This is a genomic window from Morococcus cerebrosus, assembly GCF_022749515.1.
Lineage (GTDB): Bacteria > Pseudomonadota > Gammaproteobacteria > Burkholderiales > Neisseriaceae > Neisseria > Neisseria cerebrosa.
Genome location: NZ_CP094242.1, coordinates 1,009,410 through 1,029,587, shown reverse-complemented (window position 1 = coordinate 1,029,587; position 20,178 = coordinate 1,009,410). Strand labels below are relative to the sequence as shown.

The window sequence follows — 20,178 nt, the reverse complement described above, 5'->3', positions numbered from 1 at the left end:
AATCAGCTCGCTATGACTTTGCTTTTGTGCTTTAGATTGGTTCTCAGTTTCCGCCGTTTAAATAAGGCCTTGCCTGAAGGATGACGAGTTTGCCGCCTGCGAAAGCCCATTCGATGTCTTGTTCGCTGTTGCCGAAAAGCTGTTTGATTTGCTGGCCGGCTTGGTCGAGGCGGCGGATTTGGTCGTGGTTCATGACGTTGCCGCCGGTTATCGGTACTTCCCTGACGCCGCCGTTTTCATCCAGTTGCAGCGCGGTGGTTTCGTTGGAGGAGCTGAGGCGTTGTACGGCGTCGTTGCGACGGTTGTAAACGGCTTGTTCCGCCACCCGTTTCCCTTCGACTACGCGAATGCCCAGCCCGCGTTTGGCGGCGATGTAGGAAGTGTTTTTCTGCGCGGTATCGTAGGGATTGACGGTAACGAGTACGCCGGAGAGGTCGGCATTGATGCTTTGCTGGACGAAGACGCTCATTTTCACGCTGTCGTGCGGCAGTCCGGCGATGCGGCGGGCTTCGTACGCGCTGTAATTGAAGACGGAAGCCCAAGACTGTTTCACTGCTTCTGCCAGCGCGTTTTCGCCGGTTACGTTCGGCACGGTGGTGTACAGTCCTGCGCCGCTGAAATTCGGCAGGTCTTCGGAATTGGACGAGCTGCGGACGAACACGCCTTTGCTGTTTAATTGGCTGCGCCATTGTTCCGCCCAGGTGCGTTTCCATTCGGACGGGATTTCGGCATCGGTGATTTTTTTCTGCAAGGCGAGCAGGGCGGTGCGGCGTTTGCGGTTGTCGCCGCCGCTTTGCGATTCGATTTGCGCCAGTGTTGCCGCGTTGATGCCGAGTTTGTCCATCATGGCGCGGTAGTAGGCGAAGGGGATGCAGAATCCGTCGGGGACGTTGCTGCCTGCGATATGGGCGCGGATATGGCCGAGGTTGGCAGCTTTGCTGCCGCAGTAACGGCTGTCTTCACGGCGTAAGTTGGCAAGCGGCCGCAGGTTGTAATCGGCAGTGTCGGGCTGCGGCAGGGAGAGGTCGTCTGAAAATGTTTTGGCGGCTGTGTTTCGGTTGGTTTGGGCGACCCGGTATTGTTTTGCGTCGGCTGCCAATTCGATACGGCGGCCGATATAGGGGGCGAGGATTTTTTCCGCGTCTTTGAGGTAGATGTTGGGAATGCCCCAGCCGCGCGCCAAGACGTTCACATGCGACAGCGCGGTGGACGGTTTTTCGCTGATGATGCCTGCTACGGGCGGCAACACCAGCGGCACTTCTTTCAAAATGATGATGTCGTCCGCACCGACATCGTAAAGGTCGTCTTCCTGAGTGATGACGCGCAATGTGCCTACCGCTTTCCCCCTGTGCAACGGTAAATAAGGGAAATTCTGTATCAGGCTTTCTTGGGTGACGAAGGGGACTTTGCTTTGCGCGGCAACGGTTTCCTGCCACAGGGAATTGGTTTTGTAACGCAGCGGGGCGAAGAAACTGTCTTTCAGACGACCTTCTGCCAATTTCAGCAATTCGGGCGTGATTTTGTCGCCTTCCCAAAATTCGTAAACGTATTCTTGAGTGCTGTTCTGCCAACTGATGGTGCCGAACAGGAAGCGGCGGTTCGGGCTGCGGTATTGTTCGAACAATTCTTTGCGCGTCGGCATCGGCTTCAAAATCTCGGCGAGATAGGTTTCGTGCAGACGGTATTTCGGCGTGTTGATGTAGTCGGTGCGGTTGTTGTCTTCGCGGTCGATAAGGAAGAGGACGTGCGGGATTTCGTATTCGCTGTCTTGTTCGTAAACGCGCGAAAGCAGGTCGAAATCGGCGCGGCTGCGGATGGCGGGCAGCGCGGGCGTTTGCGTTTTGACCGGCGTGGCGGCTTGGCGTTTGTCGGACTCAAAATAAGAAGGCTTGCGCGCGGTCGGCGCGGCCGTGTCGACGACTTCGGATTCAGGTTGACACCCAACTAACAAAAGAATCAGAGAAAGGCAGACGGCAGTTTTCATGATGTCGGGAATAAAAAGATTATTCTAGCAGGTAAATGTCGTCCGAAACCTAATTTTCAAGTGCATATGTGTATAGAGTTTTCAACTTTGACGGGAAAAGTTTTCTGCGGCTAATGGTTCTCTCCCCAGTAAAGCTGCAAAATCGGAATAATCGGCGCACGAACCTTGCTCGAGTAAGGTAAAACTGTCGCGGCTGACGATGCTGTTGCTGAGGAGGTTTGCCAACGGCAGCGCAGGGTCAATCAGACGCAGGGGGATGGGCAGGATATTTTGTGGCGGTTTGTGGTGCAGGGTTTGGCGGAGGGTGGTCAGGTATTCCGCCAAGGTCAGCGTTTGGCCGCCGGTCATATTGATAATGCTGTGGCCGGCGTCGGTTTGTACAGCCAGTTTTGCAAAACCTTCGGCAACATCGGCAAGATGGACGGGCTGTAAGTAAAAGCGTCCGCCTTCCGGTAGGGGAAGTAAAGGGAGGCGGGCTAATTTGATGAACAGTTCGCAGCTGGTTCCTCCTCGCCCGTAAACGACGGATGGTCTGGCTATGGCAATCGGGATGCCGCTTTGGGCGACGGCATCATCTCCACGTCCTTTGCTGCCGACAAAGTTGATGGATTGAGATGGGTCGGCACCCAGTGCGGATAGTTGCACCCAGTGTTTTATGCCTGCTGTTTTTGCCCATGCGGCGAGTTGTTTGGGCGTACGGTGGTGTACGGTTTCGAGTATTTCGGCATGACGGCTCATGATGCCGATGCAGTTGATGAGGACGTCTTGCCCCTCTAATAAACGGCGTGCGGCGGTTTCGTCAGGATGAAGAAAATCGAAGGCGCGGCGGTCGGGCGTGCAAACTTGGTGACCTTGTTCTTTTAAGATTTGGGCGGTACGGCTACCGATGAAGCCGCTGCCTCCGAAAATGATGATGTTCATGGTTTTTCTTTATGGTGTTGCTGAGGTCGTCTGAAAATCTTTAAATCGGTTTCATCACCATCAGGAAGTAAATCACGATAGTGGCGCAAAAGGCGGGATAGCCCAGCAATTCCCAGCATCTGGCGTAACGCCAATAGGGTTCCGGAATGGTGTCTGCGTTTTCTTTATGCGCTTTTTCGGCAATCTTGGCCATGCGAATTTGCAGCCAGACAACGGGCAGCCAACAAATGCCTGCAAGGATGTATAAACCGAGCGTCATCCATACCCAATTTTGTTCCAGCATGGTGGAAACGGTATAGCCGCGTTCGTACAGCATCCATAAGCCGGACAAGGGTTGGAAAATGACGGCGGGGGTCGTAAACCACCAATCTGCTTTGATGACCCAATGCGATACGACCGACTGCGCGGCGACCGAACCGCTGCGGTTTGCCCAAAAGAGGTAAAACGCTGTACCAAAACCGGTGCCAACCATTAAGGTAGCCGAGATGATGTGCAGGGTTTTAACGATTAAATAGGTGTTCATTTTTTATCTCCTACGGATTGATACAGGAAAAATAAAGTAGCCATAATCGGCAGGTTTTTTACCAAAGGCGCAAAAGGGTGCGCCCACATTTCGGGCAGCCTGAAAGCAATAATCAGGCTGTATGCCGCGACGGTCAGCAATTGCAGCAGCCATATTTCGGAACGGGCGCGAAAGCGGCTGAAGCATAAAAAGGCAAAACCGATGTCCAGCAGTGAAGCGGCGATTAATGTCGGCCATTGCAACGGATCGGGAATGCCGACCGAATGCAGCAAATCCAATGACATTTCGGGCATGAAAAACAGAGGTTGAGTGCCGCTCCACAGCCATAGCAGCCCCATCGAGTAAGACAGGTAGGCAGGGAGAGTGTGTGTAGTTTTGTCGGACATATTGGTTTCCTAATTTCATTTCGGTTTGTTTATATTTAGCCTTTAATTTCTAAAATTTCTGTCAAAAGAGAAATATAAAGGTAAAAAATTAGGCAGGTTCCTGAATATCATCCTCTCCCGGAGGATTGGGCAAGCTCAAAACGCCAACAATAAAAGAATAAGTACCGCCTATTACCACGCCGGCTAGGAGGCTGGTGACAAAATCTGCGCCAAACAGTAAAAGATATAGGCAACCGCATAATGATCCGGTTATGATTGCCCGGATAAGGCCGCGTAAGTCTCTATATGCAGACGTCAAGCTTAAGATCAAACCGCAAATTAGGGCAGGTACGGTAAAGAATAAAGCATAGTAGCCGATACTAAATGCAAAAAATACCGTAGATGCAGCATAAACGGTGATGACTCTGCCTCTCGGATAGTCGAAATAATCATCTGTTGAATGCGTCATAACACACCTATGATTGCGTAAGAGAAACCAGGTTGGGTATATTATAGTGGATTAACTTTAAACCAGTACGGCGTTGCCTCGCCTTGCCGTACTATCTGCACTGTCTGCGGCTTCGTCGCCTTGTCCTGATTTAAATTTAATCCACTATAAAAAACCATTTGATTGGCATCATCGGAAAAATTTTTGTATTCCGGCGCCTATTTTTAAAATTTTCACCATGGTTGAGGTGGAAAGCTTCAACATTTCATTTGCCCACGTGGTCAGCGTACTGATGAAATCATGGGTTTGTCGGATTCGCTGCTTGGCGGTTTCGTTTTCCTGACTAAATTCAGGGCTGTCGATCAGGCTTTGCAAAAATTGCCGCGTCGGTTCGATTTCACGTTGCATACGCATTTCTGCGATGGTGCGGAACAAAGTCCAGACGTCGTCTGAAGTTTCAAAATGATCGCGCCTGTCGCCCAGAATATGCACGGTATGCACCAGTCTCAAGTTTTGCAGCTCTTTGATGCTGTTGCTGACGTTGGAGCGCGCTACGCCGAGCGTTTCGGTAATTTCTTCGGCATTCATCGGTCTGCCTAAGATATAGAGCAGGGCGTGGATTTGCGCAACGGTACGGTTGACGCCCCATTTGGTGCCCATTTCGCCCCAGTGGAGGATGAATTTTTCAGTAGTCGGATTCAGTTTCATAGTGAGGGTATTTTATTTTTGTCTTTTATTTCTGTCAATACAGAAAATTTTATTTATAGCGAAAAATCTCTCGAAAAATGATTTTTCTAGTGTGATAGTTTATTTTAGAAATTAACAGTGCTGTTTGCGCTTTCGGCCTAGGATTATCAAGAACAGATTAGTAAAACGCGATAAAAAACAACTCTAAAAACAGAAAGTCGTCTGAAATTTGAATTTTCAAACGACTTTAACTGTAAGTAAGAAAATATTTATAAAACATAAAAATAAGGTTGCAACCGAAATAATTTTACATAATATACATTATGCGAATAAACTTAGTTTTTTAATGGGTTAAAATCAATTCCAGTGATATAGCGACTTCCTGAATACGCTTTTATATGTACGATTATATCAATAGTTTGTTTTAATAGCTTCATAATTACATCAAACTCTAAACCGCTTCCTTCTTGGGATGCCTTGACCATCAAAGCCAGTTGATCCCAAGTTTGTATTGTACTCCCTGCATGGCAACTAGTAATAGAACCAGGATGCCCTGACGCGCAATTACGAATGAAATAAAATGATTCATCACCCCTAAGCTCAGCAAGAATAATTCTATCTGGCTTCATCCTTAAACAAGACTCCATGCAACTTTTAGCAGATACATTTGCACTACCCTGTCCTCCCTTAGAATAAAGTAAATGAACAACGTTCTGGTGAGGAATAAAAAGTTCTCTCGCATCTTCAATGCTAATCAACCGTTCATGCAAAGGAATATGGTTTACTAATGCTTTCATAAAAGTAGTCTTACCACTTCCCGTAGCGCCAGATACGACAATATTTTTTTTATACTCAACTGCTTTCTTGAAAAACATTTCGTAGCATTTACCATTTTTCAAATCTAATAGCTCTTTATCATGATCAGAAAGTTGGTTATTAAAATCAACAATTTGATTAAAAAAACCATCTGAACTATACTGACTAAGACTTTTAGTATGTTTCGAAGGTAGTCGAACTGTAATAGAAACCTTTCCTGCATCACAAGCAGGTGGAATAACAAATTGAGCCCTTTGTCCCGTAGGAAAGGTTAATGATACCATGGGCTCAGATTCTGTAATTCTTTGTCCAGTATTGCTCTCATTCACTACAGCTGTACAAAATTGCCGTGCCCTATCAAAATTTAAACTTTCAACTTCAACTTTTTTCCATCCTTGGGATGTTTCTAAAAATACCTCACCTGGTTTATTGATACAAATCTCAGTTACATCAGGATCCTTCAAAAACGGTGAAATACCTAAAATTTCATACTGATAATTCAAAAAATCAGTTGAAATACTTGAACTTAATTCTTCCATATATAATTATAAAATTTTCATTATAAAAAGAAATTTAAATCAGTCTTCCTAAATTCTTAGATAGACTGATTGCTAAATTATTGGATGACAGAGCTGAAGTCAATATCCTGAGCAGCGTAAATATTAATCAGACTACCCTGGTTAATAGTTACAGTATTAGGCTTAGCATTATTACGATCTAATTGTTGAATCGCTAAGCGTTTTAAGGTCTCAGCACTTTCACTTTCATAAGGATTTTTTACTGTTGATGTTGAGGTTGTTACAGTTTTTCCCTCTGGCCCATATTCTGATGCGGCATATTGAAAAGTATCAGAAATCATACTAATCAATAAAGCAGACCCCAAACGTGAAGGCCAATGTGACTTAAATTTACCCACATGACCTGCTGCTCCCAAATTGTCAACACCTGGAGATTTGAGAGTTACATCAACACCATCTGGTGTGATAATCCTATCCCAAACAACACCTAGACGTCCCCCTGTTGGATTGCTAGAACCATATTGTCCCAGAACTTTAGATCCTTTTGGCAATAAGAGATATTTACCGCTAGAAGAATAAATTGGTTCTGTAATGATACAAGAGGTAAAACCTGAAACCTCTGACACGATCTTTGTTTCCAAAATACAACGTAGATAAGTTCCTTGAACTAATAATTTATCCTTATTATGCATATAACGAGCCGCTCTAATTTGAACAGGAGTAGTATTTTCTAATTCTCCCCCTCCCTGTATGAAAGGTTCTTTATTCTCATTCACAATCCCATCTCCTTGTAGTTGAGAGGATATATTAGCTGACGCAGGTGTGTGTTGTGTAATCTGTACAGGAGGCTGGGATGTGGTTGGAGTAATAGCTTTATCATTAGCTGTTAAATCTAGCATGTTGGAGTTATGGCTAGATTTAGAGTCTTGATCCGATTTTTGTTCATCTGTTACAGAAATAACTTCCTGTTTAGTTTCATCAAATTGATATGGATCAGGAGGAGGTAATTCAGGAACACTCACAACTTCTGCTCTTACAGGTTGCTGAACTTCTCCTTGGTCACTGAGCTGATGATAAACAAATATGCCTAAGGCAGTTATTCCCAATCCTGCTAAAATAATAAACGTGATAGCTTTTTTATTTACAGCCATGTCCACAGGACTATTCAATTTGGGAGCATTTTCCTCTAGGCTTGCTAGTTGCTGTTGCTGGTCATATTGGCTCTTATATAAGTTTTGTACATTATCAACATTATAATCGTGATTATTATTTTGACTATTTTGTTGCATAATTTTGTCATTATGATTTTCTGACATTATCAATTTCTCCTTAACCCAACAACATTATCACCATGTCGAAGAACTAAAATAGGATAGATACCGTGAACAATAATAATATTACCTTCTACATTATTATTTAAAACAAACTCTTGAGAATCTTCGCTTTTTCTACCATAGATTGTAGGGAAATCCCCTGTAAATTTTCCTTTGTTCAAATATACATATGTAAATCTCCCATCATCATAGACTTTTAAAGGTATAAGCCACTGAGATTTTTTATTTGCCGCAACATCATAAGATGTATGATAGTTCCTTGAAGGATCAAATCTCAGACTGTAGCCAGCCAAAGATTTTGACTTTAAACCAAAATCAATAGAATCAGGATATTTAAATTTAATTTGGTAATTGACGCCCTTTTCTTTTGCTTCAGATAATTTTTTCCAATTACCCTTAATAACTTTTAATTCAAAAATGTATTGATGAGCTTGAGTACGAACAATTAAATTTGTATCGGCAGCTTCGGTCTTAGGCCTTAAGTAAAAAACATTCTCTCTTCGAGCCAAATCCCAACTACTGGACAGCCCCGACCCAAAATCCTTGACAACTTCTCTTGGGTCTAATTCTATTTGAGTAACCAATCCCAATGTTGTAAAAACAGGATATGTTTTATTTTCTTCAAATAAATACTCCTGAATTGTTGTTGCATATGATTGACTATGCATTATATATGTTGAAATCATAGTTAAAACTAAGTAATGTTTAAATTTTCTGAACATTATTCACTTTTCCTATTTAGCAGTAGAAATCGGAACAGAAGTATCCTGAACAGCATTTTTTTGCTCGTTGCCATTAGAATTAATAGGCTCTGTCTGTGTATTAGAATCAGGGGTTACTAAAGTAGATGTAGGTGGATTATTTACGAACTCTTGATCAGGTATTGCACTAGAATCAGGATCAACTCTATAAGATAAAACCTGGAAGCCAAGTGGATTTTTTAACCGATATTTTTCATCCATTTTTAGATTATTATTATAAGTATAAGTTAGTGTTGCAACATTGCTGTCAATGAACTGAGAAATGCCTGTTCCTTTATTCAAGAGAAAACGCTGAAAACGGACGGTAGCACTTGGGTTACGACCATCAACTTTACCATTATCATTCAAAACAATACTCAGGATTTTCACACGTATAGACTGAGAAGAGCCATATATATTAAAGGGACTATTTGGATTGCTTTTATTCATGAAATTGCGATAGGCATCAGATACATTAGACACTGACATGGAATAGACAGTTGCCCAGTCATTATCATAAATGATTTGACTATCAAAAGATTCTCTAGCGATAATAAAATGCGAAATATTGCTTTTATTTACTGCTTCATTCTGAGTAATTGCCATACTATTCCAGTTACCTGACAACTTTGCAACAGTAGATTGTCCTGTGTAAATGTCTGCCATTACTAAATAAGGCTCCTTCTCTTTTAATGGAAGTACATAGAATAGCCCCCCTAGCAGGCACAATGAGGAGAAGGTGGAAATTCCAGCAATTATCCATGCCCTTTTTTCACTCTTCCTTCTAATATCAACTAATGTATTTTCAAAATCTAAAGATTTTTTCAGAGTTTTTTGAATACTTCCATCTTCAATATATTTTTTTTTGTTAAACATAACATTCCAAACAAAATTACAAATAAAATTATCACTTGACTTACTTTTTCAATTTATTATTTTTTTTTATTAGATATATACTTACTCCCTTCACCCTCTTCCATCTTTCCATGGGCCATAATGACATTATCCTGAATATAGAAAACCATATTCTTATCTGAGTAAAGTTGTGTCAGCTCATTTAAGGCCACTCGCAATTCAGTTGCATGTATACTTTTAACTTTTTTATATAGTGTAAAATCAATTGGATGGTCATATATAACCGACATCCTAGCTTCCTCTCCCCATCGCTCTAATAAACCTTTTACGGTAGAATCTAACTGGGTTACTTCATATGAATGAAGTTTTATCAGAGGGATCTCGACAAAACGTGATGATATGATTTTTCGTCTTCTAGGTTTACGTTTTAAGTTTCGTACCAAGGTACGAAACCGCGAAGAATTTCCTGATGTATGGTGCTTTTCACCTAACGAATATCGGCATCCACCTAAAACAAAATAGATAGAATAAATCAAGCTCCTCACAAGTATATAGGTATGCATTTGGAGCTTGTATTTATTCTAAATAAATATTCTAAATCTAAATAAGCTTACGAATAAAATGTTTACTCCTGACGCATCTATCAGTCAATTCATATCACTTTCTACACATGTCTCGCCCACAGTTATTAAAACTACGGGGGGAGATTACCTAACAACATGGCATCTTGTTGGACTTCCATTTGTCGGTCGTGAAGAGTGGGAGTTAGAGCATAAGCACAACACTTTCAATCGTCTTCTTCAGTCCCTCAGGGCTCCTGACTATGTCAATATCTCTTTTTGGATACACGATATCCGTCGTCGTCGCGGAATTGCTCTCAAACCAAAATTTGATGAATCGTTTAATCAAAAGCTTTCTGATTGCTATTTTCAACGCCTATCTCAAGAAAAGCTCATGAATAACGAGCTTTACCTTACACTAATCTATCGCCCTGTTGTTGATGGCAAAAAATTAGCTGATAAGTCTGGTAATATAGATAGACTCAAGGCTGAACAGGAGCAAGCTATATCAAAGCTTAATGAATTAGCAACTAATCTTGAAGCTGTTCTTAAGGACTACCTTCCCTATCGCCTTGGTATGTATGAGGGAAAAAATGGAGCAGTATTCTCTGAAACCTTAGAATTGTTCGGTTATATTCTTAACAGAATTAATGAGCCTGTGCCTGTTCTCTCTGCACCTATATATAATTACCTTCCATTAAGTCGTCACCTATTCTCTTCAAAAACAGGAGATTACATTATACGAACACCTGAAGATAAGAACTACTATGGTGCAATTCTTAATCTAAAAGAGTATCCTGATGGTACTTTTCCTGGTGTATTAAATGGTCTGAAATATTTAGATATGGAATACGTTGTCACACATAGCTTCAGCCCCATGAGTCGTTACGATGCAATGAAAACCCTCGAACGTACTCGTGGCATGATGATTTCTTCAGGTGACAAATCTTTTACACAAATTGCCGAACTGGACCATGCGATGGATCAGCTCGCTTCTGGAAATTTTGTATTAGGTGGATACCACTTCAGTTTGGCAGTTTATGCTGATTCTCAAGAGCAGCTTTCTCAAAATATTGCTGCTGCCCGTGCAGAGCTTTCCAATGCAGGCTTTGTTACGACTAAGGAAGATTTGGCAGTGTGTTCAGCATACTATGCACAACTACCGGCTAATTGGAAATATCGCACCCGTATCGCTAATTTATCCTCATTGAATTTCCTCGGACTTTCCCCATTACACAACTTTGCTACCGGTAAACGTGATTATAACCCATGGGGGCAGTGTGTTACCGTCCTTCAAACGACCAATGGACAACCTTACTACTTTAATTTTCATGCTACACATGAAGGGGAAAATTCCGAAGGAGAAAAAGCAATTGCCAATACCATGGTTATCGGTAAGTCCGGTACTGGTAAAACTGCATTGATTAACTTCCTCTTAAGTCAGGTTCAAAAGTATGAACCTAAACCGACTGTTTTCTTTTTTGATAAAGACCGTGGTGCTGAAATATTTGTTCGCGCTTGTGGTGGTACATATATGGCATTAGAAAGTGGACAACCGACAGGTTTCAATCCATTTCAATGCGAAAATACTGAGGCGAACGTCCAGTTTCTCTGCAAACTGATGAAACAACTTGGCGGGAAAGCTCACTACTCTGCTTCAGAAGATGACGATATCCTGCGTGCTGTCCGTGCCATGCTTGATACTCCTCTCTCACTGCGTAGTCTTTCCAACTTTCAAAAATCCCTTCCCAATACTGGTGATGACTCGCTCTACGCTAATATCCGAAAATGGACTCATGGCAATAGCCTTGGTTGGGTATTTGACAATCCTGTAGACAAGATTGATTTTGTAGGTGCAAACATTATAGGTTTCGATTACACAGATATAATCGAAAATGCCTTAGTTCGTGATCCAGTTATAGGTTACCTTATCCATCGTATGGAGGAGTTAATTGATGGGCGTCGTTTTATCTATGTAATGGACGAGTTTTGGAAGATCCTTGATGGGGAAGGTGGTTTAAAAGAGTTTGCTAAAAACAAACAGAAAACTATCCGTAAGCAAAATGGGTTAGGTATTTTTGCGACACAATCACCTGAAGATGCACTTAAAAGTGACATTTCTGCTGCATTAATAGAACAAACTGCTACCATGATTCTGCTTCCCAATCCAAATGCCGATCGGCATGATTATATCGATGGACTAAAACTTACTGAATCAGAATTTCAAGTCGTCAAAAGCCTTGATGAGCGGAGTAGGTGTTTCCTTGTTAAACAGGGGCATGCTTCAGCAGTATGTCAACTGAATCTTCGAGGTATGGATGACGAATTAGCAGTCATTTCTGCCAGCACAGACAATATCGATATTATGGATCGAATTGTTAAAGAAACGGCAGCTGCAAATAACATTACTGTCGATCAAGTGATGCCACAAATGTGGCTTGATCGATTTTACTCTGAACGTAAAGGTTCAGGAAAAAAAAACGTCACTAGTGCAATGAGAAATGAGGACTGATGAAAGGTCGTCTGAGGTTTTTCAGACGACCTTCTTAAAAAAGTTTCCCTGACAAAAAAACGGAATTCAACATATGCAAACACAAATAACGAAGAAAAAGCAAATTAAAGGCAAAATACGCCAATTGATTGCAGCTATCTCACTAGCTACTATAATGGCATCTTCAATGCCTGCTGCGAATGCTTACGTATTACCTGTAATTGATGGTGCAAAAATAGCACAAGACGCAGCCAACTGGGCTGCAGATGCAATCGACCGTGCCACGACTTTAGCGAATTGGGTTACTCAACTAGCAAACTGGGAGACTCAACTGAAGCAGTGGGTGCGGGGTCAGATGGAAAAAATACCTGGCATTAAAAAACTGATTGATAAACGGGAAGAAAAAGAGTTTGAAGAAATGTTTCAAAAGCGTAGACAACGTTGTGGCAGGATTACTACGAAAATTTCGCAAAGATTTTGCTATAGAACAGTTGATTTAGAAAAGCGTAAATTCGAAATCCTAAAGAAAATAGAAAAAGAAACTATGGAAACTTTTGATAACATTAATAAAAATGTTATCGGTAAACAAAATTCTAATGCTAGTAATAATAGCAATATGGCGGCAACTGCAGAAAGCCAGGCGGTTGTTGATTTAAATGCACTTGGAAATATGATAAGTAAGCATGAAGCTGAAATTAAACGCATTGACGCATTGCTCGAACATTATAAATGGGCACGGGCTAATATAGCTAAAGATCAACTATCGGGCAATAATACTAATACATTGACTAAAGCTGTCACAGGAACTGCCCTACAATCAAATGCGGCTGATTATCGTGAAAAAGCTAAACAAAAAAGAATTGATCAAAATGAAATATATAATAAATTCATGAGCAATAAGCATTGATTAACTAAAATAGAATAAAATTTATTTAAGATAGGACTTTCCCCTATGATAGACTTTCTCCTTTATTCGAGTATCCGTGACTATATCTATGCGCGAATAAGTTTTTTTACCGAACAGGTGCTGTCCCAAAATTTAGCTCTTTCTCTTAGTGTTATTGTATCTCTCCTCACAATTTGGGCCATGATACAAGGCTATATGATCGTTACCGGAAGAAGTCAGGATGGCATAAAGGGATTCATATATAACCTTGGTAAGACCTACTTCATTGTTGCTATGGCACTTGGCGTTGCTGCTGGCGGAAAATTTGGTGTACGTACATTGACTGACACATTATCTGACGGTATTTCTCAAATTATGACTGGTGACAGCGATGTTGGCAGCAAATGCTTGACGCAAGAGACACAGGCAATTTTAGGCTGTAAAATCGACAGAAACCTAACTGCCACACAAAGTATGATGGGCATGTTAGATGGTATCGACACAGCCGATAGCGAATATTTGGAAGGTAAAGTTACTCAGGCACGATGGTTTGCTGGTGTGGGTACGGCAGGTCCCGCCATTGTCGCTGGTACGATGCTGATTATGTTTCGCATCGCTATGGCGCTGTTCGTCGGTTTCGCTCCTATTTTTATTCTCTGCCTGCTCTTCAAAAAGACTGCCCCGCTATTCCAAAAATGGCTATATTATGGACTCTCGACTATCTTTTCGGGTGTGATGCTTGGTGTAATGGCGGATATTTCCATGGATTTGGTCACTAATATTGCGACAACTGATGCAGTTTCCAATATCACATCTGCTTTGCTCGGCGGAGGAGTTGGAGGTATTATGAAAACCGTTACACAGCAGTTGGGATTGGGTTTGATGCTCTCCGCTCTATTGATTACCGTGCCTCCTATGGCAGGAGCTTGGTTTAATGGGGTAATGGGCAACTTTAACGGATACTCGCTGTTCAGTCAGTGGAATAATAATTCCTCACCTACACAGAACGGTCTGCCCCCGCAGATAGGCGGAAGTAGTTTGGCGAAACAAGAGGTTTCGTACAATAAAGAAAGTAATGTTCAAAATCGTCTGACAAATACACTTCCCGATTCCTTAGGTCATATAGATAATAATATGGTGGTAGGCACAGGAGTAAAAACTTCTGTCGGACGGGGGGATGTAGTAAAAGCCCCGAGTACCGAAGAGCCAAATGGCGTCAGGAATTCTCTCACTCAAGATAGGAATACCAAAGCGTAAAGGAGATACAATGAAAAAACTGATGTTTGTTTTACTCGGATTGGCAAATATGAATGCCTATTCCAACGATGTGACCCAAGGCGCCTTGCAGAATAATCCCGCATTATGCTCCTACGGTTACAATTCAAACTGTGGGGGAGGTGGGGGAGGTTACTATACTCCTCCGGTCAGTGTTGAACATATTGTCATCCAAGTCCCTTCAAAATATGGGGCGTTGTCATACAATACAAAAAAAAATTACTTGACAGGTGCTTTAGAGCAAAACTCATTAGCAGAAGCTAAAAGAAAAGCTTTAAAGGCTTGTAGGGAAAAAAGCGGTGATAACAACTGCATAATTTTTCGATGGACTAGGAACGGTTGTTTGGCAGCTGCTCAAGGTAAAATGGGAAACAAATATCCTCTCGTTTCTGGAGCCGGTAAAGTTGGTGAAGCGGAACCCGAAGCACTGAATGGCTGCATTGCCCTTGGTGCAAAAGATTGTAAAATTGTACTAACCGAACGTTGTTCATTACCTCCGGAACTTTAATGCTAAATATTTTATCGAGGCTACTATGAAAACACTACCCTCCCTATTCCTACCCGTATTTTTACTCCCATCCCTTTCCCTTGCCGTTACACCCCAACTGATGGGTGGAGATGAGCGCTTGGCCTGCGAGGCAATTATGTGCCTGACTAATCCTACCAAACCTCCCGAATGCGCGACATCGTTGAGAAAATTCCACTCAATCAAGTACAAATATGGGCATGATACGATAAATGCACGCCGCAACTTCCTTAAAAAATGTCCCATGGAGGACCGCACGGGATTTGATGAGTTCGTAGATATGTTGGTTAAGTAGTAAGCTACTCATACCGTGTTAAAGGTCGTCTGAAAAAGTTTTAAGACGACCTTAAAATATTGCAGCTTCAGTATAGAGGTAAAATCAAAAAAAATCTAAAATATGATTTTTGCGTATGGTGTTTTTTCCTTGAAGCCCAAAGTTATCTGACGTTATCTGAAATCTTTGGGCTTATCAAACTTTAAGAAATGACTTTCTTATTTTTATCTTGTAAACACCCATCCTGCATAGTCATTACTCTTTCAAACCGCATGGCAAGCTCATCATCATGAGTAACAACAATCAGGCTTGTATTTAATTCTGTTTTCAGATCCATCATCATATCTAAAATGTTTTGGGCATTTTTCCTGTCTAAATTACCTGTCGGTTCATCAGCTAGAAGGCATTTGGGGCGTGTAACTAAGGCTCTTGCAATGGCAGCGCGCTGTCTTTCACCTCCTGACAGTTCGCTTGGACGATGTAATATCCTTTGTTTCAATCCAACTTTTTCAAGCATATCGGCAGCTTGCGTTTCTGCTTCCGATTTATTTTTTTTGCCGATTAAAAGCGGCATCATTACGTTTTCAAGTGCAGAAAATTCAGGTAAGAGATGATGGAATTGGTAAACAAAACCCAGATAATTATTGCGCAATTCTCCCAGTTGTCTTTGAGACATATTGCTTATATCCTGATTCATCAGAGTAATTTTTCCCTCTGATGGTTTGTCCAAACCGCCTAAAATATGTAAAAGGGTTGATTTGCCGCTCCCTGACGAACCGATAATACTGATACCTTCTCCTTCTTTTACTTCAAGATTCAGGTTTCTCAATACTTGTACGTTTAATGAACCGTCCCGGTAACTTTTTCCGATATTTGTGCATTTCAATACTATATTGTTATTCATATCGTAAGGCCTCCGCCGGTTGTGTTTTGGCTGCACGCCAACTTGGATAAAGTGTGGCAAGGAATGCCAATCCTAAAGAAATACAGGAAATAACCGCCACATCCCGCATGTTTACGTCGCTGGGCAAATAGTCGATAAAATAGATTTGCGAGTTGATAAGGTGAACACCGAAAATTTTTTCAAAGAATGCAACGATTTTGCCGACATTCCAACCGAGTAATACGCCGCATACCACGCCGATAAGCGTTCCAAAAAAGCCTGCAAAAGCCCCTTGTACCATGAAAATTTTCATGACCCCTGATGGCGCAAGACCCAATGTGCGCAAAATGGCAATATCGGCTTGTTTCTCCGTTACCGCCATAACTAAGGACGATACCAAATTGAAGGCTGCAACGGCGATAATCAACGTCAAGATGATAAACATCATGCGTTTTTCCAACTCTACTGCTTCAAAGTAGCTGCGGTTATTGAATGTCCAGTCTCTAACCCAAATTGAATATTTTTTGGAAGGCGGGATTAAATTTGCAGTAAACGAGGGAGCATTTTGCGGATCAGCCAGTTTCAGGCGCAGCCCGCCGAAATTTTCACCCAATCTATACAATACTTGGGCATCTTGGATATGCGTCATCGCCAGGGAATTGTCTACTTCATATACGCCTGTTTTGACTAAGCCTACGACGTTGAACTGTTTCAGACGAGGTACGACGCCTGCGGGGGTAACATTGCCTTCGGGGGTGATAACGGTAACTTTTCCTCCGACTTCCGCGCCTAAAGCTTGAGCCAGGCCTTCTCCTAAAATAATATCGAAGTTACCGGGTTTCAGACTGTCGAAACTACCCGCAGGCATATCTTTTCCATAATCTACAACATTCTTTTCTTCGGATGGTAAGATACCGCGGATTTGAACCCCTCTGACTTCCCCCGCATTGGCAAGTAAGGCTTGATCGGATATGTAAGGCGCGCTTGCCAATACTTCTTTTTTATCTTTGACGATTTCACGAAGGTTTTGCCATCCTAACCCATTGCTATTATCGTAATAACCGATTTCAGCATGGGGGGCGACATTCAGTAATTGCCCTCTGATTTCCTTTTGAAAACCGTTCATTACAGACAGTACGGTAATCAGTGCGGTAACGCCTAATGCAATACCGATAATTGAAATCATGGTGATAAACGACATGAATCCATTGCGTTTTTTCGCCCTGAGATAGCGAAGTCCGATCCATGTTTCCAAAGAAACCATCCGAATGCTCCAGTGTATGTTGAAAATCGGATATTGTACCGTAAAATACCGCCCTAGTCCGAGTCATTCCGATAAGCCGACATCCGTATGTAAATGCCGACGGTCAAATTGCCAAGTACCGTAAATTTCGCCCTGAGGCTTGCATAATCCGTCATATGGCCTTATTCTGAGCAAACGGTACACACTACCGATATTAAAAAAGGAAACAACCTCATGAAAATCAGTAAAATTTTGGTTTTACCCATCATTGCTGCCGGCTTGGCTTTGAGTGCCAATTCATACGCAAAAGAAATCAAAATTAGTTCAAATAACACATCTTACTCTGATGCAGACGTCCAAAAACTGGCTGCGACTGCAGTCGGGATGGGTGTTAAAGAGCCTGTCAGCCTGAATGCGGGTAGCGAGATTGTTACCGTATCCGGCAACAGCGCGACAACCTGTACATTTAAAGTCGGCAGCGGTTCGTCTCCGCAAATTCAAGGCGTAAGCTGTAAATAATTTATCCGATTGATTTCGTTACATCATTTTTTCATAACAAAGGTCGTCTGAACATTTTCAGACGACCTTTGTCATTGTTAGCGTTGATTGCCCTACTCTTCCATCGAATCGGTTTTCAACATACGCCGTTCATATACTGCCTGTGCCAAAGTACCAGCATCGACGTATTCAAGCTCTCCTCCTAAAGGAATGCCTCGCGCAAGGCGGCTGACTTTATAGGGCAAAGGTTTGAATAGTTCTGCCAACACATAGGCCGTCGCATCACCTTCGGCGGTAAAGTTGGTTGCAATAATGATTTCTTCAACTTTGCTGTTTTGCAGGCGCGCAACCAGTTTGTCTAAAGAAATATGAGAAATATCCATACCTTGGGCAGGACTGACCTGTCCCATTAAAACGAAATAAAGTCCGTCATGGCAATTGGCGGTTTCCATATTGGAAACATCGGCAGGCATATGTACTATCATCAGCCTGCAGGGATCACGGTTGGCATCCGAACAAATCTCACATAAATCACTTTCGCAAAAATTGTTGCACATCCGGCAATGCTGAACCTGCAACAAAGCGTATTGCAAAGCTTCAACCAAATTTTGGGCTTCCTGCCGTTTATGCTGCAAAAGTTGATGTGCCATCCTTTGTGCAGACTTGGGGCCGACATTGGGCAGAACTTTCAAAGCGTTAATCAGGCGTGTCAACGCATCGGGTGATTTACTCATTTTTTCAGACGACCTTTGAGGGATTTGTAAACGAAACGGTCGGGAATATCCGACCGTTTGCTTAAAATGTGCCGTTTTATTCGGCAGAATTATCCAGTTTTTGCGAACCTTGAACCTGCTCAATCTGCTTACTCAGATATTGCAGCAACCGGCTGAATATATTGGCAGATTGGTTTTGTACCAAAGCCTGTTTGGCAGCGGGAATTTGTGCAGAAACATTTTCCGGTGCAGCAATGCTTTGAACTTCCATAATAACCGGCGAAGGCAGCCCTTCCAACAAAGCAAAAGCCGGTTTGCCATTCGCAGGGCGGGCTTTGATCAATTCGTTGTAGGCTTCGGGCGGCATGGATTTTCGAGCGTCCTGTGCTGACAACTGCTCAACGGGCGACCATTGTAAATCTACGTTCTTTCCTGCTTTCAAGTCCGCCAAAGTTTCTTGCGCTTTCTTCTCGGCAAGTTTTACCGATTCGCTACGGACATAGGAAGCCTGAACTTTATCTCTCGCTTCGGTAAATCCGGCTGTTTTTTCTTCACGGACTTCTTTGGCGCGAACGACCCAAACGGTATTGTTGTCAATATTGATAATGTCTGAATTGTGTTTTTTCTTCAAGACATCTTCGCTGAATGCCGCGCTAGTCAACGCATCGGGCATACCTGCTGCTTTGGCATCGGCCTGCGTCAGCCATTGATCGGAAGTTTCGATTTTCAAACCTAGTTTTTTCGCCGCCTCATCTAAGGAATTCGGATGATTAAACGCTTCTTCAGCGAGTTTTTCTTTGGAGGCATTAAAATCGGCGGAGGCTTTTTTAAGTTTCAAAGCAGCCTCAATGCGTGCTTTTTCTTTATCGAACTCAGGCTTGGGGGCATTTTGTGGCAATGCGGCAACTTCTTCGTCGAATACTTTTTTGACCTCATCCGCACTGACGCTTTGTTTTTCCGCCAAATGAGCTGCATTAAGGGCAACGTATTCAAGCTTCACGGCTTGGGGAATCAGATAATCTTTTTTATGCGCTTCATAATAATGTTGCAAAGTGGCATCATCCGTTTTGACTTGTGCCGCAAATGTTTCCGGTCTGAATGTAAATGAACGGATGGTACGGTTTGACTGAGTCAGCTTAATCAGCTGCTCTGCCTGAGAATCGCTGATAATTGCCCCGTTTTGAACCAAGTTAATCAAATTTTGCAAGGCAAATTGCTCGCGCAAATCATCGATGAATTGGTCTTCGGACATATGGCGTTGGCTCAGATATTGCGTAAACAATGCTTGACTGAATTTACCGTTGGCATCATGAAATGCCGGATCATCGACAATAGCCTGCTTAACCTGATCCATAGACACATCTATGCCCATCATCTTTGCGCCCTCTTTCAGGTAGGCACGCTGAACCAGCCCGCTAAATATGGCTTCGCGGCTTTGCCCGCCGCCTGCGGCCTGATCCGCCTGTACGGCATTATTCAAGGTATAGTCGCTTATTTTTTCGCTGCCGACCTTGACGATATAGTCGGAGCCGGTGTTTCTCGCAGTTTCGACACCAAAGCCGATAAAGGTCAACGCAATCAGACCCAGTAGGATTTGGGCGGGAGTTTTATATTTTTCAACGGTATGGAACATATTGG

Annotated in this window: 21 protein-coding genes; 6 read left to right on the top strand and 15 right to left on the bottom strand. The window is 42.6% G+C overall.

Features of this window, described 5'->3' with window-relative positions; translation table 11 throughout:
* Positions 1-43 precede the first annotated feature (43 nt).
* The 11 genes from MON37_RS04765 to MON37_RS04710 all read right to left on the bottom strand — a co-directional run bounded on the left by MON37_RS04765 (position 44) and on the right by MON37_RS04710 (position 9,754).
* The gene (locus tag MON37_RS04765) at positions 44-1,984 is read right to left on the bottom strand and encodes a PEP/pyruvate-binding domain-containing protein (RefSeq protein ID WP_039409900.1); all 1,941 of its coding nucleotides are present in this window, start codon (positions 1,982-1,984) and stop codon (positions 44-46) included.
* A gap of 81 nt (positions 1,985-2,065) precedes the next feature.
* Positions 2,066-2,905, bottom strand: a complete 840-nt coding sequence (locus tag MON37_RS04760) for an NAD-dependent epimerase/dehydratase family protein (RefSeq protein WP_039409898.1) — start codon at positions 2,903-2,905, stop codon at positions 2,066-2,068.
* A gap of 40 nt (positions 2,906-2,945) precedes the next feature.
* Positions 2,946-3,428, bottom strand: a complete 483-nt coding sequence (locus MON37_RS04755) for a DUF2269 family protein (protein WP_039409896.1) — start codon at positions 3,426-3,428, stop codon at positions 2,946-2,948.
* A complete protein-coding gene (locus tag MON37_RS04750) occupies positions 3,425-3,814 on the bottom strand; it encodes a DoxX-like family protein (RefSeq protein WP_039409894.1) in 390 nt (129 codons plus the stop codon). The genes MON37_RS04755 and MON37_RS04750 overlap by 4 nt, the downstream gene beginning before the upstream one ends.
* An 88-nt stretch (positions 3,815-3,902) precedes the next feature.
* The gene (locus MON37_RS04745; RefSeq protein WP_082013663.1) at positions 3,903-4,262 is read right to left on the bottom strand and encodes an NADH dehydrogenase; all 360 of its coding nucleotides are present in this window, start codon (positions 4,260-4,262) and stop codon (positions 3,903-3,905) included.
* A gap of 168 nt (positions 4,263-4,430) precedes the next feature.
* Positions 4,431-4,949: a GbsR/MarR family transcriptional regulator gene (locus MON37_RS04735; RefSeq protein ID WP_039409892.1), complete on the bottom strand. Its 519-nt coding sequence runs from the start codon at positions 4,947-4,949 to the stop codon at positions 4,431-4,433.
* Between the two features lie 314 nt (positions 4,950-5,263).
* Positions 5,264-6,283: a P-type DNA transfer ATPase VirB11 gene (gene virB11, locus MON37_RS04730; RefSeq protein WP_039409889.1), complete on the bottom strand. Its 1,020-nt coding sequence runs from the start codon at positions 6,281-6,283 to the stop codon at positions 5,264-5,266.
* Positions 6,284-6,360: 77 nt separating this feature from the next.
* Positions 6,361-7,578 (bottom strand): TrbI/VirB10 family protein, encoded by a 1,218-nt coding sequence (locus MON37_RS04725; RefSeq protein ID WP_242883787.1) that lies wholly within the window; start codon positions 7,576-7,578, stop codon positions 6,361-6,363.
* Positions 7,579-7,580: 2 nt separating this feature from the next.
* Positions 7,581-8,318, bottom strand: a complete 738-nt coding sequence (locus MON37_RS04720) for a TrbG/VirB9 family P-type conjugative transfer protein (RefSeq protein ID WP_039409886.1) — start codon at positions 8,316-8,318, stop codon at positions 7,581-7,583.
* Between the two features lie 12 nt (positions 8,319-8,330).
* Positions 8,331-9,212, bottom strand: a complete 882-nt coding sequence (locus tag MON37_RS04715) for a VirB8 family type IV secretion system protein (RefSeq protein ID WP_082013662.1) — start codon at positions 9,210-9,212, stop codon at positions 8,331-8,333.
* 56 nt (positions 9,213-9,268) lie between these two features.
* Entirely contained in the window at positions 9,269-9,754 is a 486-nt protein-coding gene (locus MON37_RS04710) for a hypothetical protein (RefSeq protein WP_242883783.1), read from the bottom strand.
* A gap of 58 nt (positions 9,755-9,812) precedes the next feature.
* Here MON37_RS04710 and MON37_RS04705 point away from each other — a divergent pair, with 58 nt between their 5' ends.
* The 5 genes from MON37_RS04705 to MON37_RS12320 all read left to right on the top strand — a co-directional run bounded on the left by MON37_RS04705 (position 9,813) and on the right by MON37_RS12320 (position 15,224).
* The gene (locus MON37_RS04705; protein WP_039409881.1) at positions 9,813-12,263 is read left to right on the top strand and encodes a VirB4 family type IV secretion/conjugal transfer ATPase; all 2,451 of its coding nucleotides are present in this window, start codon (positions 9,813-9,815) and stop codon (positions 12,261-12,263) included.
* Positions 12,264-12,336: 73 nt separating this feature from the next.
* Positions 12,337-13,149: a hypothetical protein gene (locus MON37_RS04700; protein ID WP_156122155.1), complete on the top strand. Its 813-nt coding sequence runs from the start codon at positions 12,337-12,339 to the stop codon at positions 13,147-13,149.
* 45 nt (positions 13,150-13,194) lie between these two features.
* Positions 13,195-14,385 carry a TrbL/VirB6 family protein gene (locus tag MON37_RS04695; RefSeq protein ID WP_052242840.1) on the top strand — a complete coding sequence of 397 codons (1,191 nt, stop codon included), beginning with the start codon at positions 13,195-13,197 and terminating at the stop codon, positions 14,383-14,385.
* Between the two features lie 10 nt (positions 14,386-14,395).
* Positions 14,396-14,911 carry a DUF4189 domain-containing protein gene (locus MON37_RS04690; protein ID WP_039409879.1) on the top strand — a complete coding sequence of 172 codons (516 nt, stop codon included), beginning with the start codon at positions 14,396-14,398 and terminating at the stop codon, positions 14,909-14,911.
* A 25-nt stretch (positions 14,912-14,936) separates the two neighbouring features.
* Positions 14,937-15,224 carry a TrbM/KikA/MpfK family conjugal transfer protein gene (locus MON37_RS12320; RefSeq protein WP_039409877.1) on the top strand — a complete coding sequence of 96 codons (288 nt, stop codon included), beginning with the start codon at positions 14,937-14,939 and terminating at the stop codon, positions 15,222-15,224.
* Between the two features lie 181 nt (positions 15,225-15,405).
* Here the strand turns inward: MON37_RS12320 and lolD are convergent, their stop codons facing one another.
* Entirely contained in the window at positions 15,406-16,107 is a 702-nt protein-coding gene (gene lolD / locus MON37_RS04680) for a lipoprotein-releasing ABC transporter ATP-binding protein LolD (protein WP_039409874.1), read from the bottom strand.
* Positions 16,100-17,350, bottom strand: coding sequence for a lipoprotein-releasing ABC transporter permease subunit (locus MON37_RS04675; RefSeq protein ID WP_039409872.1), 1,251 nt, complete (start codon positions 17,348-17,350; stop codon positions 16,100-16,102). Before MON37_RS04675 ends, lolD begins: the two co-directional genes overlap by 8 nt.
* Before the next feature lie 213 nt (positions 17,351-17,563).
* Between MON37_RS04675 and MON37_RS04670 the strand changes: the two genes are divergently transcribed.
* The gene (locus MON37_RS04670) at positions 17,564-17,848 is read left to right on the top strand and encodes a hypothetical protein (protein WP_039409870.1); all 285 of its coding nucleotides are present in this window, start codon (positions 17,564-17,566) and stop codon (positions 17,846-17,848) included.
* 92 nt (positions 17,849-17,940) lie between these two features.
* Here the strand turns inward: MON37_RS04670 and recR are convergent, their stop codons facing one another.
* A complete protein-coding gene (gene recR / locus MON37_RS04665; protein ID WP_039409867.1) occupies positions 17,941-18,561 on the bottom strand; it encodes a recombination mediator RecR in 621 nt (206 codons plus the stop codon).
* A gap of 76 nt (positions 18,562-18,637) precedes the next feature.
* On the bottom strand, positions 18,638-20,173 hold the full coding sequence (locus tag MON37_RS04660; RefSeq protein ID WP_039409863.1) for a SurA N-terminal domain-containing protein: 1,536 nt from the start codon (positions 20,171-20,173) through the stop codon (positions 18,638-18,640).
* Positions 20,174-20,178 lie beyond the last annotated feature (5 nt).

Bases quoted from the DNA above. Each gene is read 5' to 3' on its own strand.
- MON37_RS04765 (WP_039409900.1), bottom strand. From the start codon at position 1,984: ATGAAAACTGCCGTCTGCCTTTCTCTGATTCTTTTGTTAGTTGGGTGT.
- MON37_RS04760 (WP_039409898.1), bottom strand. From the start codon at position 2,905: ATGAACATCATCATTTTCGGAGGCAGCGGCTTCATCGGTAGCCGTACC.
- MON37_RS04755 (WP_039409896.1), bottom strand. From the start codon at position 3,428: ATGAACACCTATTTAATCGTTAAAACCCTGCACATCATCTCGGCTACC.
- MON37_RS04750 (WP_039409894.1), bottom strand. From the start codon at position 3,814: ATGTCCGACAAAACTACACACACTCTCCCTGCCTACCTGTCTTACTCG.
- MON37_RS04745 (WP_082013663.1), bottom strand. From the start codon at position 4,262: ATGACGCATTCAACAGATGATTATTTCGACTATCCGAGAGGCAGAGTC.
- MON37_RS04735 (WP_039409892.1), bottom strand. From the start codon at position 4,949: ATGAAACTGAATCCGACTACTGAAAAATTCATCCTCCACTGGGGCGAA.
- virB11 (WP_039409889.1), bottom strand. From the start codon at position 6,283: ATGGAAGAATTAAGTTCAAGTATTTCAACTGATTTTTTGAATTATCAG.
- MON37_RS04725 (WP_242883787.1), bottom strand. From the start codon at position 7,578: ATGTCAGAAAATCATAATGACAAAATTATGCAACAAAATAGTCAAAAT.
- MON37_RS04720 (WP_039409886.1), bottom strand. From the start codon at position 8,318: ATGTTCAGAAAATTTAAACATTACTTAGTTTTAACTATGATTTCAACA.
- MON37_RS04715 (WP_082013662.1), bottom strand. From the start codon at position 9,212: ATGTTTAACAAAAAAAAATATATTGAAGATGGAAGTATTCAAAAAACT.
- MON37_RS04710 (WP_242883783.1), bottom strand. From the start codon at position 9,754: ATGCATACCTATATACTTGTGAGGAGCTTGATTTATTCTATCTATTTT.
- MON37_RS04705 (WP_039409881.1), top strand. From the start codon at position 9,813: ATGTTTACTCCTGACGCATCTATCAGTCAATTCATATCACTTTCTACA.
- MON37_RS04700 (WP_156122155.1), top strand. From the start codon at position 12,337: ATGCAAACACAAATAACGAAGAAAAAGCAAATTAAAGGCAAAATACGC.
- MON37_RS04695 (WP_052242840.1), top strand. From the start codon at position 13,195: ATGATAGACTTTCTCCTTTATTCGAGTATCCGTGACTATATCTATGCG.
- MON37_RS04690 (WP_039409879.1), top strand. From the start codon at position 14,396: ATGAAAAAACTGATGTTTGTTTTACTCGGATTGGCAAATATGAATGCC.
- MON37_RS12320 (WP_039409877.1), top strand. From the start codon at position 14,937: ATGAAAACACTACCCTCCCTATTCCTACCCGTATTTTTACTCCCATCC.
- lolD (WP_039409874.1), bottom strand. From the start codon at position 16,107: ATGAATAACAATATAGTATTGAAATGCACAAATATCGGAAAAAGTTAC.
- MON37_RS04675 (WP_039409872.1), bottom strand. From the start codon at position 17,350: ATGGTTTCTTTGGAAACATGGATCGGACTTCGCTATCTCAGGGCGAAA.
- MON37_RS04670 (WP_039409870.1), top strand. From the start codon at position 17,564: ATGAAAATCAGTAAAATTTTGGTTTTACCCATCATTGCTGCCGGCTTG.
- recR (WP_039409867.1), bottom strand. From the start codon at position 18,561: ATGAGTAAATCACCCGATGCGTTGACACGCCTGATTAACGCTTTGAAA.
- MON37_RS04660 (WP_039409863.1), bottom strand. From the start codon at position 20,173: ATGTTCCATACCGTTGAAAAATATAAAACTCCCGCCCAAATCCTACTG.